Source organism: Klebsiella sp. C239, from assembly GCF_048822715.1.
In the GTDB taxonomy this organism is placed as follows: Bacteria; Pseudomonadota; Gammaproteobacteria; order Enterobacterales; family Enterobacteriaceae; genus Klebsiella; species Klebsiella quasipneumoniae.
This window is the reverse complement of record NZ_JBMEZK010000009.1, coordinates 13,025-28,498: the sequence shown is the minus strand read 5'-3', so window position 1 is coordinate 28,498 and position 15,474 is coordinate 13,025. Positions and strand designations below refer to the sequence as shown.

The 15,474-nt window shown below is 58.5% G+C and carries 13 protein-coding genes; 8 read left to right on the top strand and 5 right to left on the bottom strand.

Features of this window, described 5'->3' with window-relative positions; genetic code table 11:
- Positions 1 to 118: 118 nt before the first annotated feature.
- The gene (locus ACOI6Z_RS21225) at positions 119 to 1,483 is read right to left on the bottom strand and encodes a 2-hydroxycarboxylate transporter family protein (RefSeq protein ID WP_023291956.1); all 1,365 of its coding nucleotides are present in this window, start codon (positions 1,481 to 1,483) and stop codon (positions 119 to 121) included.
- Between the two features lie 323 nt (positions 1,484 to 1,806).
- On the opposite strand from ACOI6Z_RS21225, the gene ACOI6Z_RS21220 reads away from it, so the two are divergent.
- Both ACOI6Z_RS21220 and ACOI6Z_RS21215 read left to right on the top strand, forming a co-directional pair.
- Complete coding sequence (locus ACOI6Z_RS21220; protein ID WP_065813187.1) at positions 1,807 to 3,432, top strand: ATP-binding protein; 1,626 nt, start codon at positions 1,807 to 1,809, stop codon at positions 3,430 to 3,432.
- Positions 3,422 to 4,120, top strand: coding sequence for a response regulator (locus ACOI6Z_RS21215; RefSeq protein WP_023291954.1), 699 nt, complete (start codon positions 3,422 to 3,424; stop codon positions 4,118 to 4,120). The genes ACOI6Z_RS21220 and ACOI6Z_RS21215 overlap by 11 nt, the downstream gene beginning before the upstream one ends.
- A 31-nt stretch (positions 4,121 to 4,151) precedes the next feature.
- Here the strand turns inward: ACOI6Z_RS21215 and djlA are convergent, their stop codons facing one another.
- A complete protein-coding gene (gene djlA, locus ACOI6Z_RS21210) occupies positions 4,152 to 4,979 on the bottom strand; it encodes a co-chaperone DjlA (RefSeq protein ID WP_008807470.1) in 828 nt (275 codons plus the stop codon).
- Between the two features lie 243 nt (positions 4,980 to 5,222).
- On the opposite strand from djlA, the gene lptD reads away from it, so the two are divergent.
- The 6 genes from lptD to apaH are packed head-to-tail and all read left to right on the top strand — an operon-like array spanning position 5,223 to position 11,958.
- On the top strand, positions 5,223 to 7,571 hold the full coding sequence (gene lptD / locus ACOI6Z_RS21205) for an LPS assembly protein LptD (protein ID WP_032429098.1): 2,349 nt from the start codon (positions 5,223 to 5,225) through the stop codon (positions 7,569 to 7,571).
- Positions 7,572 to 7,625: 54 nt separating this feature from the next.
- A complete protein-coding gene (gene surA, locus ACOI6Z_RS21200) occupies positions 7,626 to 8,912 on the top strand; it encodes a peptidylprolyl isomerase SurA (RefSeq protein ID WP_049015411.1) in 1,287 nt (428 codons plus the stop codon).
- 5 nt (positions 8,913 to 8,917) lie between these two features.
- The gene (gene pdxA, locus ACOI6Z_RS21195) at positions 8,918 to 9,907 is read left to right on the top strand and encodes a 4-hydroxythreonine-4-phosphate dehydrogenase PdxA (protein WP_023291951.1); all 990 of its coding nucleotides are present in this window, start codon (positions 8,918 to 8,920) and stop codon (positions 9,905 to 9,907) included.
- Entirely contained in the window at positions 9,904 to 10,725 is an 822-nt protein-coding gene (rsmA, locus tag ACOI6Z_RS21190; RefSeq protein ID WP_023291950.1) for a 16S rRNA (adenine(1518)-N(6)/adenine(1519)-N(6))-dimethyltransferase RsmA, read from the top strand. The genes pdxA and rsmA overlap by 4 nt, the downstream gene beginning before the upstream one ends.
- A gap of 2 nt (positions 10,726 to 10,727) precedes the next feature.
- Positions 10,728 to 11,105, top strand: a complete 378-nt coding sequence (gene apaG, locus ACOI6Z_RS21185; RefSeq protein ID WP_004204274.1) for a Co2+/Mg2+ efflux protein ApaG — start codon at positions 10,728 to 10,730, stop codon at positions 11,103 to 11,105.
- A 4-nt stretch (positions 11,106 to 11,109) separates the two neighbouring features.
- Positions 11,110 to 11,958, top strand: a complete 849-nt coding sequence (apaH, locus tag ACOI6Z_RS21180) for a bis(5'-nucleosyl)-tetraphosphatase (symmetrical) ApaH (protein WP_023291949.1) — start codon at positions 11,110 to 11,112, stop codon at positions 11,956 to 11,958.
- Positions 11,959 to 12,398: 440 nt separating this feature from the next.
- Here apaH and folA read toward each other — a convergent pair whose 3' ends face one another.
- The 3 genes from folA to kefF form a co-directional block, all read right to left on the bottom strand.
- Positions 12,399 to 12,878, bottom strand: a complete 480-nt coding sequence (folA, locus tag ACOI6Z_RS21175; protein ID WP_004204271.1) for a type 3 dihydrofolate reductase — start codon at positions 12,876 to 12,878, stop codon at positions 12,399 to 12,401.
- 173 nt (positions 12,879 to 13,051) lie between these two features.
- Positions 13,052 to 14,917 carry a glutathione-regulated potassium-efflux system protein KefC gene (gene kefC, locus ACOI6Z_RS21170; protein WP_023291948.1) on the bottom strand — a complete coding sequence of 622 codons (1,866 nt, stop codon included), beginning with the start codon at positions 14,915 to 14,917 and terminating at the stop codon, positions 13,052 to 13,054.
- Positions 14,910 to 15,443 carry a glutathione-regulated potassium-efflux system oxidoreductase KefF gene (gene kefF, locus ACOI6Z_RS21165; RefSeq protein ID WP_023291947.1) on the bottom strand — a complete coding sequence of 178 codons (534 nt, stop codon included), beginning with the start codon at positions 15,441 to 15,443 and terminating at the stop codon, positions 14,910 to 14,912. Before kefF ends, kefC begins: the two co-directional genes overlap by 8 nt.
- Between the last annotated feature and the right edge of the window lie 31 nt (positions 15,444 to 15,474).

Here is a 15,474-nt window from a genome sequence, read left to right as displayed (position 1 = left end):
ATAGCCGATCGCGCGCTGATTGTAACGCTAAATGCGGAGCATTTAGGATACAGAACGCAGATATTTTCGGCGTTCTGTAGCGGAAAATAGCAGGCTTATCGCTGAGCGTAGCGTTATATCACGCCAGATAGTGGCTGAGGAACAGCAACCCCAGCGAGACATTTATCGCCCCGCCAATCCGGGTAGCGATCTGCGCGAACGGCATCAGGCTCATGCGGTTGCCAGCGGTCAGGATCGCCACATCGCCGGTGCCGCCCTGCCCGCTCTGGCAACAGGAGACAATCGCCACATCGATCGGGTGCATCCCTATCTTTTTACCGACCAGGAAACCGGTCGCCACCAGCGCGGAGACGGTGCTGACGATCACCAGCAGGTTGGTGAAGGTGAAGGCGTTCACCAGCTCCTGCCACGGGGTGATCGCCACGCCGACGGCAAAGAGGATCGGGTAGGTGACCGCGGTGCGGAAGAATTTATACACCATCTGCGATCCCTCCTGCAGGCGCGGAGAAACCACATTAGCCAGCTTTAACAGCACCGCGAGAAACAGCATGCCCACCGGCGCCGGCAGACCAATCAGTTTGTGGCCGAGCATCCCCATCATATACAGCAGCACCGCCAGCAGCGCGCCGGAGGCCAGCGTCCCGACGTCGGTTTTGCCGCTCACGCCTTCGCTCTCGCCGAGGCTGCGAGTTTCATGGCTGCGGTTCGGCATCAGCTGCCCTTCGCCGGTCAGATGCGGGAAGCGCTTGCCGAGCTGGTTGAGGCAGCCGGAGATGACGATCGCCGTCAGGCTGCCGAGCATCACCATCGGCAACACCCGGCCCAGGGCCACTCCCTGCTCCATATGCATTAGCGCGGCGTAACCCATCGATAGCGGGATCGCCCCTTCTCCTACGCCGCCGGCCATGATCGGCAGCACGATAAAGAAGAACACCTGGAACGGCTCCATGCCCAAGAGCGTGCCGACGCCGATGCCCACCAGCATGCCGACCACCTCGCCGCACAGCATTGGGAAGAAGATCTTCAGGAAGCCCTGAATCAGGGTGGTGCGGTTCATACTCATGATGCTGCCGACGATAATGCAGCAGATATAGAGATAGAGGATGTTGGTGGATTTATAGAATTTGGTGGTGGATTCAACGACCACGTCCGGCAGCAGGCCGTAATGGACCAGCGCGGAAGGAATAAAAGTGGCGCAGATCGCCGCCGCGCCGAGTTTTCCCAGCACCGGCAGACGTTTGCCAAACTCGCCGCAGGCGAAGCCAAAGAAAGCCAGTGTAGCCACCATCACCACGATATCGCTCGGCAGTTTACCGCCAAGGCAGTCGAGAGCGATCAGCCCCCCGGCCAGCAGAAACAGCGGCAGCGGGACGATCCCTACCTTCCAGTTATCCATGATGTGCCACCAGCGCTGCCTGAGCGTGGTTTTCGGCGTATTGATCGGTTCAAGGGTTGCAGAGAATGCGTTGTCTGTGGTGCTCATAAATTCAGCCCTGTCGTTATTATTCATTTTCAGCGTAAAGGGACAGCGGCGTCGTTAATGTGAAGCTCCCCGAATTAAAAAAGAAGTTTTAATGGTCACTATGGTTTTTATGGTTTCTATTCGCTGATCCGCGCAGGGGTGATATATCTCTGATTTATTATCGTGGTTTTTATGGTTTTTATTTCCCGCCACGCGTTATTTCCGCCGCGACCACTGGCGGTAGCCCGCGCCTGCGCCGCTGATCACAACTTTCCCTTAACATTTACGTCACGTGACAGAAAAATGATAGAGTGCCGGTATGGTGAATACGTCGTCCGGGACCTATGAAATTATCTTTTCAATATAAGCTGTTTATTTCGCTGGTCGCTTTTTTCTCAGTCCTGTTTATCGCGCTGGGTATTTATTATTACTTTGACGCCAGCCGCCAGCTTTATCAGGAAATGAGCGCCAGGGCCAAAATTCAGGCCGAAGAGATAGCCCTGATGCCAAATTTACGTCAGCAGGTCAGCCGGCATGACCCACAGGCGATTCAGGCGTTTATGCAGCAAATCGCCGCCCATAGCGACGCCAGCTTTATCGTCATCGGCGACCGCCAGGGGATGCATCTGTTTCATTCCGTCCATCCAGAGTGGGTCGGCACGCGGCTGGTCGGCGGCGACAACCAGGCGGTACTGGAGGGAAAGTCCATTACCACCATTCGCAAAGGCGGCCTTGGCGTCTCGCTGCGCAGTAAAACGCCCATCGTCGATGGCGCGGGGCGGGTGATCGGCATTGTCTCCGTCGGCTACCTCACCAGCTATCTCGACAGCATTACCCTGAGCAAAGTGATCAATATTTTTATCGCCGCCGTCCTGCTGCTCACCGCCCTGTTTATCTTCTCCTGGTACTTTACCCGCAGCATCAAGAAACAGATTTTTTCGCTCGAGCCGCGGGAGATAGGCCTGCTGGTGCGCCAGCAAAAGGCGATGATGGAGTCGATCTTTGAGGGGGTGATCGTCATCGATCGCCAGCGGCGCATTGAGGTGATTAACCATGCCGCCCGCAGCCTGCTGGGACTCAGCCAGCCCGCCCGTCAGCTGCGCGGCCAGTCCATCGACAGCGTGATTTCCCCGCAGCCCTTTTTCGCCAGCGGCGACATGCTTGAGCGCGACACCCATGATGAACTGTGCCGCTTCAACCAGTTGACCGTGCTCGCCAGTCGGGTGCGCATTATGCTGGAGAATACCCTGCAGGGCTGGGTGATTACCTTCCGTGACCGCAATGAAATCAATGCCCTCACCGCCCAGCTGAGCCAGGTGAAGCGCTATGTCGACAATCTTCGCATCATGCGCCACGAGCAGCTCAACCGGATGACCACCCTCTCCGGCCTGCTGCATATGGGCCATTATGACGAAGCGATCCGCTATATTCAGGCCCAGTCGGAGCATGCTCAGGAGTTACTGGACTTTATCTCCTCGCACTTCCACTCGCCGACGCTGTGCGGTCTGCTGCTCGGCAAAGCCACTCGCGCCCGCGAAAAAGGCGTGGCGCTGAGCTTCGACCCGGCCTGCCGCATTGACCGTCCGCTGCCGTCGCTGATGGAATCCGAACTGATCTCCATCATCGGCAACCTGCTGGATAACGCCATCGAAGCCACGCAGCGCGCCGAGCTTCCGCATGAGCCGGTGGAAGTCCTGATCCAGCTCAACGCCCGGGAACTGATTATCGAAGTGGCCGACCGCGGCGTCGGCATCCGCCCCGATATCCGCGAGCGCATTTTTGAACGCGGCGTCACCACCAAAACCCGTGGCGATCACGGCATTGGTCTGTATCTTATTGAACATTATGTCACTCAGGCGGGCGGCACCATCGAAGTCGCCGATAACGTGCCGCGGGGAACGATCTTCACCCTGTTTATCCCGGCCGACGCGCCCGCCTGTCCGCAACCGGAGGCCCACGATGCATCATGACCTGGTCGATGTGCTAATCATTGAAGATGAGAGCGAGCTGGCGCGCCTGCACGCCGAGCTTGTGCAGAAACACCCGCGCCTGCGGCTGGCGGGCATGGCGGCCTCCCTCGCTCAGGCCCGTCAGTTGCTCCACGCCACGCCGCCGCAGCTGGTGCTGCTGGATAACTATTTGCCGGACGGCAAAGGGGTGACGCTGATGACCGACCCGGCGCTGGCGACCAGCCAATGCTCGGTGATCTTTATCACCGCCGCCAGCGATATGGAAACCTGCAGCCAGGCCATCCGCAACGGCGCCTTCGACTATATTCTTAAGCCGGTATCATGGAAGCGGCTGAGCCAGTCGCTGGAGCGTTTTATCCAGTTCTACGATCAGCAGCGGGAGTGGAAAATCGTCGATCAGCAGAACGTCGATTCCCTCTATCAATTGCAGGCGAAGAACTATCGTATGGATAGTGGCAGCAAAGGGATTGAAGAGAAAACGCTGGCGCTGGTGCAGGGTCTGTTTAGCGGCCGGGAAGCGCACTGCTTTTCCGTTGATGAGGTGGTCAGCGCCGCCGGGCTCAGCAAAACCACCGCCCGCCGCTATCTTGAACACGGCGTTGAGACCGGTTTTCTGGAGGTGGAGATGCTGTACGGAAAAATCGGCCATCCGCGGCGGCTGTATCGCCGCGCACAGGCCAAACGCTAACCCCCTCGCCGGGCGGGAGGGGCTGGAAAACTCAGAAGCCGCGCTGCTCTTTAATCAGCTCCCAGGCCTTCTGGATCTCCTGGGCTTTCTGTTTGGCCATCTCCATCATCTCCGGCGGCAGCCCTTTCGCCACCAGCTTGTCCGGATGGTGCTCGTTCATCAGCTTACGATAGGCGCGCTTCACCGTCGCCGCGTCGTCAGTCGGTTTCACCCCCAGCACGTTGCAGGCGTCCTCCAGCGTTGGACCGCGCTGCGCCTGCTGCCAGCCGGCGTTGCCGCCGTGCTGACCATAAGATTGCTGCTGCGAACCGCCGCCGAACTGGGCGCCGCCCTGCATCATTCGCAGGAATTGATCGAACTGGGCGCGGGAGATGCCAAGCTCATCGGCGATGACGAACAGCACTTCACGTTCGTTAGGGTGCAGTTCGCCGTCAGCGAACGCCGCCTGCAGCTGAATTTCCAGAAACATCCGAATCAGATCGAAGCGGCCAAAGCAGACGCTGCGCAGCTGGCGCATCTTCTCGCGCAGCGGATAATTGTCGGCCTTGCCGTCGCGAAATGCCTGCTGCGCCGCGGTGCGCGAAGCGCCGTGCAGATTCATGCGATCCATCAGCACATTGGCGACGTGAATATCCGCTTCGGTAACGCGGCCCTTGGACTTGGTCAGATGCCCCATCACTTCAAAGGTGGTGGAAAAGAAGAGCGACTGACGCTCCTGCTGATTGGCGAAGAGATTCAACCGGCGGCTGCGCGCCCGGTCAAACATATGGCCGACCAGGAAGCCGAGCACCACGCCCCAGAACCCACCGCCCATCAGCAAAGCCACTGCCACGCCAATCACTTTACCCAAATACTGCATAGACTCCCCAACTGTTTGTCGCCGTTAAGCACGAATATGACCGCACGTTACCCGGCACTCGCGCCTCGGTCAATTGTGGGACATAGCCTATAATTTGCTTTATCATACTCGTCATTCAACAGGGTGCCTAACGCTCGGGCTCGAAACGGGCAGGATTAACACTAGCGTGATAAAGTTGAGTAAGTTAGGCTCTGACCGTTTGCAAGCCGCTGCCACAAGATGATGGAACAATAAATACAACGTATGAAAAAACGTATTCCCAGCCTCCTGGCTACGATGATTGCCAGCGCCTTGTATAGCCAACAAGGCCTCGCTGCCGATCTCGCAACGCAATGTATGCTTGGCGTGCCAAGCTATGATCGTCCGCTCGTGGAAGGTCGGCCTGGCGATCTGCCGGTGACGATTAACGCCGATCATGCGAAGGGCAACTACCCGGACAACGCCGTCTTTACCGGCAACGTCGATATTAACCAGGGGAATAGCCGCCTCCGCGCCGACGAAGTTCAGCTGCATCAGCAGCAGGCCGCAGGCCAGGCGCAGCCGGTGCGCACGGTGGACGCGCTGGGCAACGTGCACTACGACGATAACCAGGTGATCCTCAAAGGGCCAAAAGCCTGGTCGAATCTGAATACCAAAGATACCAACGTCTGGCAGGGCGATTATCAAATGGTCGGACGCCAGGGACGCGGCACCGCTGACCTGATGAAACAGCGCGGCGAAAACCGCTATACCATTCTGGAAAACGGCAGCTTTACCTCCTGTCTGCCGGGCTCCGACACCTGGAGCGTCGTGGGCAGCGAAGTCATCCACGATCGCGAAGAGCAAGTTGCCGAGATCTGGAACGCCCGCTTCAAGCTTGGCTCCGTGCCGATTTTCTATAGCCCCTACCTGCAGCTGCCGGTGGGCGATAAGCGTCGTTCAGGCTTCCTGATCCCGAACGCGAAATACAGCACCAAAAACGGCGTGGAATTCTCCCTGCCGTACTACTGGAACATCGCGCCAAACTTCGATGCCACTATCACCCCGCACTATATGAACAAGCGCGGCGGCGTGATGTGGGAAAACGAATTCCGCTATCTGACCCAGCTCGGCAGCGGCTTAACGGAGTTTGACTACCTGCCGTCGGATAAAGTCTACGAAGACGACCACTCCAGCGACAGCAACAGCCGCCGCTGGCTGTTCTACTGGAACCACTCCGGGGTTATCGATCAGGTGTGGCGTCTGAACGCTGACTACACCAAGGTCAGCGATCCTGACTACTTCAACGATTTCAGCTCGAAGTATGGTTCCAGTACCGACGGCTATGCGACGCAGAAATTCAGCGCCGGGTATGTCAATCAGAACTTTGACGCCACGGTCTCAACCAAGCAGTTCCAGGTCTTCGATCGGGAGTCGAGCAACTCCTACTCGGCTGAGCCGCAGCTCGACATCAACTACTACCAGAACGATGTCGGTCCGTTCGATACCCATCTGTACGGCCAGGTCGCCCATTTTGTTAACTCGAACAACAACATGCCGGAAGCGACCCGCGTTCACTTCGAACCGACGATCAACCTGCCGCTGTCCAACGGCTGGGGGAGTCTGAATACCGAAGCCAAGCTGCTGGCGACCCACTACCAGCAGAGCAATCTTGATAAGTACAACGCCGCCAACGGTACGGACTACAAAGAGTCCGTTAGCCGCGTGATGCCGCAGTTTAAAATCGACGGCAAAATGGTCTTTGAGCGCGACCTGCAGGAGGGATTCACCCAAACGCTGGAACCGCGCATGCAGTATCTGTACGTGCCGTACCGCGATCAGAGTGAAATCGGCAGCTACGACTCCACGCTGTTGCAGTCGGACTACACCGGCCTGTTCCGCGACCGTACCTATAGCGGTCTGGACCGCATCGCGTCGGCCAATCAGGTCACTACCGGTATCACCTCGCGCGTGTATGACGCCGCCGCGGTGGAACGTTTTAACATTTCCGTTGGTCAAATCTACTATTTCACCGAGTCACGCACCGGTGATGACAACATCAACTGGGAGAACAACGACACCACGGGTTCACTGGTATGGGCCGGCGACACCTACTGGCGCATTGCCGATAACTGGGGTCTGCGCGGCGGGATCCAGTATGATACGCGTCTGGATAACGTTGCAACCGGCAACGGCACCATTGAATACCGTCGCGATGAAAACCGCTTAGTCCAGCTTAACTATCGTTACGCCAGCCCGGAATATATTCAGGCCACGCTGCCGTCATATTCCACTGCGGCGCAATATAAAGAGGGTATTTCGCAGGTCGGGATGACCGCCAGCTGGCCGATCGTCGATCGCTGGTCCGTGGTCGGGGCCTACTACTACGATACCAATACCCGGAAAGCAGCAAACCAGATGTTGGGTGTCCAGTATAACTCCTGCTGCTACGCCATCCGTCTTGGCTACGAACGTAAAGTCAACGGTTGGGATAGCAACAACAATGGCGGCGAGAGCAAATACGATAACACCTTCGGAATCAATATCGAATTGCGCGGTCTGAGCTCTAATTACGGCCTCGGCACCCAGCAGATGCTGCGTTCGAACATTTTACCGTACCAGAGCTCCCTGTGATGCGGCTGGTTTACAACATCATCCGCATTTGCGGTTAATCGAAATGGAAAAAGTATGAAGAACTGGAAAACGCTGCTTCTCGGTATCGCCATGATCGCGAATACCAGTTTCGCTGCCCCCCAGGTGGTCGATAAAGTAGCGGCCGTCGTCAATAATGGCGTCGTACTGGAAAGCGACGTCGATGGTTTGATGCAATCGGTTAAGCTCAATGCTGGTCAGGCTGGCCAACAGCTACCGGATGACGCGACCCTGCGCCATCAGATCCTCGAAAGACTGATCATGGACCAGATCGTGTTACAGATGGGGCAGAAGATGGGCGTGAAGGTCTCTGACGACCAGCTCGATCAGGCCATCGCCAACATCGCCAAACAAAACAATATGACCATGGATCAGATGCGCAGCCGTCTGGCCTATGAAGGCATCAACTACAACACCTACCGTAACCAGATCCGTAAAGAGATGCTGATTTCGGAAGTGCGTAACAATGAAGTGCGTCGTCGCATCACCGTGCTGCCGCAGGAAGTGGAAGCGCTGGCCAAACAGATCGGCGACCAGAACGACGCCAGCACCGAGCTTAACCTGAGCCACATCCTGCTCCCGCTGCCGGAGAACCCGACCTCTGATGAAGTCGCCGCGGCTCAGGAGCAAGCGAATTCCATCGTTGAGCAAGCGCGCAACGGCGCCAACTTCGGTAAACTGGCGATCACCTACTCCGCCGACCAACAGGCGCTGAAGGGCGGCCAGATGGGTTGGGGTCGTATCCAGGAGCTGCCGGGCATTTTCGCCCAGGCGTTAAGCACCGCGAAGAAAGGGGATATCGTCGGTCCGATCCGTTCCGGCGTCGGCTTCCACATTCTGAAAGTGAATGACCTGCGCGGCGGGACCCAGAACATCTCCGTCACCGAAGTGCATGCCCGTCATATTCTGCTGAAGCCATCGCCAATCATGAACGATGCGCAGGCTCAGGCTAAGCTGGAGCAGATTGCCGCCGACATTAAGAGCGGGAAAACCACCTTCGCTAAAGCGGCGAAAGCGTATTCTGAAGATCCAGGCTCGGCGAACCAGGGCGGTGATTTAGGCTGGGCCACGCCGGATATCTTCGACCCGGCGTTCCGCGATGCGCTGATGCGTCTGAACAAAGGGCAGACCAGCGGACCGGTGCACTCCTCCTTCGGCTGGCATCTGATCGAACTGCTGGATAGCCGTCAGGTCGACAGAACCGACGCCGCGCAGAAAGATCGTGCTTACCGTATGCTGATGAACCGCAAATTCTCTGAAGAAGCGGCAACCTGGATGCAGGAACAGCGCGCCAGTGCGTATGTTAAAATTCTGAGCAACTAATATCGATGCCTGAAACCCGTAAAGTTGTTATCACTCCCGGCGAACCCGCCGGGATTGGCCCTGACCTGGTCGTGCAGCTTGCCCAGCGCGACTGGCCAGTTGAGCTGGTGATCTGCGCCGATGGCGCCCTGTTAACTGACCGAGCCCAGAGGCTCGGTCTTCCTTTATCTCTCCTGCCATATGATGCTGCGCAACCGCCCGTTCCGCAGCGTGCCGGTACGCTGACGCTGCTTAACGTACCGCTGAGCGTCCCGGCGGAGCCCGGCGTGCTGAACGTACAAAACGGCGCCTACGTAGTCGAGACGCTGGCGCGCGCCTGCGACGGCTGCCTGAGCGGCGAATTTGCGGCGTTAGTGACCGGCCCGGTGCACAAAGGCAACATCAACGACGCCGGCATCGCCTTCACCGGTCATACCGAGTTCTTCGAAGAGCGCGCGCAGGCCAGCAAAGTGGTGATGATGCTGGCGACCGAGGAGCTGCGGGTGGCGCTGGTGACGACCCATCTGCCGTTGAAAGCCATCAGCGAGGCGATAACGCCCGACCTGCTGCGCGAGATCATCACGATTCTCGATCACGACCTGCGCACGAAATTTGGCATTGCCCAGCCGCATGTGCTGGTTTGCGGGCTTAACCCGCACGCTGGCGAAGGCGGTCATATGGGAACGGAAGAGATAGACACCATCATTCCGGTGCTGGAAGAGATGCGCGCGAAGGGGATGCACCTCAGCGGTCCGCTGCCGGCTGACACCCTTTTTCAGCCCAAATACCTTGACCATGCCGATGCGGTACTCGCGATGTACCACGATCAGGGCCTGCCCGTGCTAAAATACCAGGGCTTTGGCCGCGGCGTGAATATTACGCTCGGTTTACCTTTTATTCGTACCTCCGTCGACCACGGCACCGCGCTGGAATTAGCGGGCCAGGGAACAGCGGACGTCGGCAGTTTTATCACGGCGCTTAATCTCGCCATCAAAATGATTGTTAATACCCAATGAATAATCGAGTCCATCAGGGCCATTTAGCCCGTAAACGCTTCGGGCAGAACTTCCTCAACGATCAGTTTGTGATCGACAGCATCGTCTCGGCGATTAATCCGCAGAAAGGCCAGGCGATGGTTGAAATCGGCCCCGGTCTCGCCGCGCTGACCGAGCCGGTCGGTGAACGCCTTGACCAGCTGACCGTTATCGAGCTGGACCGCGATCTGGCGGCCCGCCTGCAAACGCATCCGTTCCTCGGGCCGAAGCTGACCATCTATCAGCAGGATGCGATGACCATGAACTTCGGCGAACTGGCGGAGAAAATGGGTCAGCCGCTGCGCGTCTTCGGCAACCTGCCGTACAATATTTCGACCCCGCTGATGTTCCATCTGTTCAGCTATACTGATGCCATTGCCGATATGCACTTTATGCTGCAGAAGGAAGTGGTGAATCGTCTGGTTGCCGGACCGAACAGTAAGGCGTATGGTCGGTTAAGCGTGATGGCGCAATATTATTGCCAGGTGATCCCGGTACTCGAAGTGCCGCCGAGCGCGTTTACCCCGCCGCCTAAGGTCGATTCCGCGGTGGTCCGCCTGGTGCCGCACAGCACGATGCCATATCCGGTCAAAGAGATCCGGGTGCTGAGCCGCATCACCACCGAAGCGTTCAACCAGCGCCGCAAGACCATCCGCAACAGTCTCGGCAATCTGTTCAGCGTGGACGTGCTGACCGAGCTGGGCATCGACCCGGCCATGCGTGCAGAAAATATTTCCGTGGCGCAGTACTGCCAGATGGCCAACTGGCTGTCTGACAATCTGCCATCGAAGGAGAGCTAACCATGATCAATTCGCCTCGTGTTTGCGTTCAGGTGCAAAGCGTCTATATCGAATCGCAGTCTTCTCCGGAAGAAGAGCGCTACGTCTTCGCTTATACCGTCACCATTCGCAATCTGGGGCGGAGTCAGGTTCAGCTGCTTGGCCGCTACTGGCTCATCACTAACGGCCACGGTCGTGAGACTGAAGTTCAGGGTGAAGGGGTGGTCGGCGAGCAACCGCATATTCCCGCCGGCGGTGAATATCAATATACCAGCGGCGCGGTCATTGAAACGCCGCTGGGAACCATGCAGGGTCATTATGAGATGATCGATATCGACGGCGCGCCGTTCCGTATCGAGATCCCTGTTTTCCGTCTCGCAGTTCCAACGCTCATTCATTAAAACAATGTCAACATACCTTATTGGCGACGTTCACGGTTGCTACGATGAACTGATCGCATTATTAGCGCAGGTTGAATTCGACCCGGCGATCGATACGCTGTGGCTGACCGGCGATCTGGTGGCCCGTGGCCCGGGGTCGCTGGAGGTTCTGCGCTATGTCAAATCTCTGGGCGACAGCGTGCGACTGGTGCTGGGCAATCATGATTTACACCTGCTGGCGGTCTTCGCCGGCATCAGCCGCAACAAGCCGAAGGATCGTCTGAAATCACTGCTGGAAGCGCCGGATGCCGATGAGCTCCTCAACTGGCTGCGTCGTCAGCCGCTGCTCCAGGTGGACGAAGAGAAAAAGCTGGTGATGGCCCACGCCGGCATCACCCCGCAGTGGGATCTGGAGACTGCCCAGCAGTGCGCGCGCGATGTAGAAGCGGTGCTCTCCAGCGACTCCTACCCTTTCTTCCTCGATGCCATGTACGGCGACATGCCGAATCACTGGAGCAACGAGCTGAGCGGCCTGGCGCGCCTGCGCTTTATCTCTAACGCCTTCACCCGCATGCGCTACTGCTTCCCGAACGGCCAGCTGGATATGTACTCGAAAGAAGCGCCCGAGGACGCCCCGGCGCCGCTGAAGCCGTGGTTTGCCATTCCGGGACCGGTCAGCAGTGCCTACAGCATTGCCTTTGGCCACTGGGCGTCTCTGGAGGGACGCGGTACGCCGGAGGGCATTTACGCGCTGGATACCGGCTGCTGCTGGGGGGGGGAACTCACCTGCCTGCGCTGGGAGGATAAGCAGTACTTTACCCAGCCGTCGAACCGGCAGAAAAGCCTCGACGAAGGCGAAGCCGTCGCGTCCTGAAGAAACAGGCGCCGGCCCCCCAGGCCCGCGCAAGCGCAGCGCCGCCGGGCAGGAACTGCGGGCGTGGAGCCACGTTTGTGTCGGGTAGCGGCTAACGCCTTACCCGACCTACGTTTACGTGCCATTTTTCCCCCCGGGCAGCGCTCCGGAAAGACGCACCCGCGACAGGAAACCTGGCCCAGGCCCGCGCAAGCGCAGCGCCGCCGGGCAAGAACTGCGGGCGCGGAGCCTCGTTTGTGTCGGGTGGCGTCTAACGCCTTACCCGACCTACGTTTACGTGCCATTTGTCACCCCGGGCAGCGCTCCGGAAAAGCGCACCCCGCGACGGGAAAACTGGCGTAGAAAAAATAGTGGCAGCGGCATCCGCGCTGAATTCACGCCAAAGAAAACCCCGGTCACGCCAGACGCGACCGGGGTTTTTTCATTGCTATCCTTCCCGCTTAACGGCGTTCGAGGATCTCAAAGCAGTAGCTGTGGGAGTTCTGCGCGTCGGCGTCATGAAACTCGCTGAACACCGATTCCCACTGGTCCGGATCGTAATCCGGGAAATGGGTATCGCCTTCCACTTCCGCATCGATATGGGTAAGATAGAGCTTCTGCGCCTTCGGCAGGAACTGCTCATAAACCCGACCACCGCCGATCACCATGATCTCTTCCACATCGCCGCAGGCGGCAATCGCTTCGTCAACGGAGGAGACCCACTGCACGCGATCGTCGCTGCCTGGCTTGCTGCTGATCACGATATTTTTACGCCCCGGCAACGGGCGCCCAATGGATTCCCAGGTCAGACGCCCCATCACTACTGGCTTATTTAATGTGTTGCGTTTGAACCAGGCGAGATCGGCAGGCAGGTTCCATGGCATGGCGTTTTCCATACCAATGACGCGATCTACCGCTAACGCCGCAATCAGACTGATCATTCATTCATTCCTGAGTACAAAAAATTGTCGCCACTATACGGAAAGCGTACAACTTCGTCGACTGGCCGGAGGGTAAAGAATAAGAAAATTTTCTGATTTGCTGGCAAGCCCACGTTCGTGCCGTGGGCCGCCAGAACAGGATCCAAACGAAAACAAAATGTTACTGATTAACGTCAGGCGGAGGGCTTATTTTCCGGCTCATCGGCGATATCGCCGGTGTGCCTGCCCTCTTCCGTCCCCTGCCAGCCGTGACGCTGCACCAGCGACAGATGATGACGATCTTCGTTGATGATGCCGGTCAGCATATCGCTGGTCCGCTTGAAGACCGCCACCCGCGACGCCGCATCGTTTTCCGCCATCGCCACCATCTCTTCGACCATCTGCAGGTTGAAGCGACGGAACAGATCGGCCCGCTCGCGCGCTTCATACGCGCCGAGCCCCAGCGCCTCCAGCGTCATCCGGCCGGATTTCAGCGCCGCCTCGAAGGTTTCACGCTCCGGGGCTTCGACGCCAGCCTGACGCAGCTGGATATAGTGATCGACATCGCGGGCGCGGGAGATAATCTGCAGATGCGGAAAATGCTCTTTTACCCTCGCCACCAGCTCCAGGCTGACGTGCGGATCGTCAATGGCATTGATCAGCACCTCCGCCTTTTCGGCGCCAGCCGACTCCAGCAGATCGACCCGGGTGGCATCGCCGTAGAAGACCTTCATATCAAATTTGCGCAGGGTATCGACATGGTCCGGGTCGTGATCGAGGATCACCATCTTCACCCCGCTGGAGAGCAGCAGTCGCCCGGCGATCTGCCCGAAGCGGCCAAAGCCGGCGACAATCACCCGCGGCTGCTCTTCATCAATCTCGTCCGCATCCCGCGCCTGGCCGCTGGACGATTTCTCCAGACGGGTCAGCAGCACCAGCAGGATGGGGGTTGCCGCCATCGACAGCGCCACCGCCAGGGTCAGCGCCTTTGCCCATTCGCCGTCCAGCACCTCCGCCATCCGCGCGGCGCCAAAGACCACAAACGCGAACTCACTCCCCTGCCCCAGCAGCACCGCAAACCAGCGGCGCTGGGCGCGAGGCACGCCAAGCGGTCTGGCGATAAGCCACAGCATCAGCATTTTTATCGCCAGGAAACCCACCAGCAAAATCACAATACGCAGCGGGTGGGTAACCAGGGTGCCGAAATCAATCGACATCCCGACGCCGATAAAGAACAGCCCCAGCAGCAGGCCTTTAAACGGCTCAATATCGCTCTCCAGCGCATGGCGATACTCGGAGCTGGCCAGCAGCACCCCGGCGAGAAACGCCCCCATCGCCATCGACAGCCCCACCTCCTCCAGCAACAGCCCAAAGCCGAAGACCAGGAACAGGGCCACGGCGCTGAACACTTCGCGCAGACCGGAACGGGCGACAAAGCGCAGCAGCGGACGGGTCAGATAGCGCCCCAGAACCACCACCAGCGCCAGCGCCGCGGCCACCTTCAGCGCGGAGAGGGCAAAAGCCATCAGCGAAGTGGCGCCGCCGCTGGCCGCCAGCAGCGGGATCATCGCCACCAGCGGGATCGCCGCGATATCCTGGAACAGCAGCACCGCGAAGGCGCTGCGCCCCATCTGCGACATCGTCAAATTGCGCTCATTCATCGCCTGCATGGCGATAGCGGTTGAGGAGAGCGCCAGGGTCATACCGATCAGCTCGGCCACCTGCCAGCGCAGGCCCAGCAGCATGCAAAAGAGGCCGATCAAAACCCCACAGGCCACCATCTGCAGCGCGCCGCCGCCAAACACCGAAGCGCGCAGCTTCCACAGACGCTGCGGATCCAGCTCCAGACCAATGACGAACAGCATCAGCACCACGCCAATCTCGGCAAAGTGCAGAATCGCCTCGGCGTCGGTCACCAGCCGCAGCCCCCACGGCCCGATAATACAGCCGGCGATGAGATAGCCCAGCACCGACCCAAGCCCAAGGCGGACGGCGATGGGCACAATCAGCGCCGCGGCGCCCAGGTAAATCAGCGCCTGTATCAGCGTATGGCTATCCATTCTGATTTGCCTCCTGCCAGTCGATTAAGCGTTGACGATAGTGGCGGGCCTGCGCCTGCAGCGTTTCGTCATCGCAGATAAAGGTGCAGTGCATGGCGAATGGCGGCAGCCATTTCATCCCGCAGTAAAGCGCGGTGGCCTGCAGCGGCTGCGCCAGCACCGGAAAACCGGGAAACGAACCGATATCAAAGTGGCTTTCACCGCCGCCGGTGGTCACCGCCCACATCAGCGATTTACCGCGCAGCGCAATTCCGTTATGGCCATAGGCCCAGCCGTGCGACAGCACTTTGTCCATCCACAGCTTCAGCAGCGGCGGCACGCTATACCACTGCATCGGGTGCTGCCAGATAACCAGATCGGCACGGGCGAGCGCCGCCTGCTCGGCGGCGACATCGATATTAAAGTCGGGATAGAGTTGATAAAGGGAGCGTATCTCTACGCCTTCAAGCGTCCCTGCTTGTTCAAGCATTCGCTTATTCGCATGAGAATGCTGCGGATAAGGATGCGCATAAATTATCAGAATCATTGATTGGCCTGCGTTAGCTCTTGTCGTAATC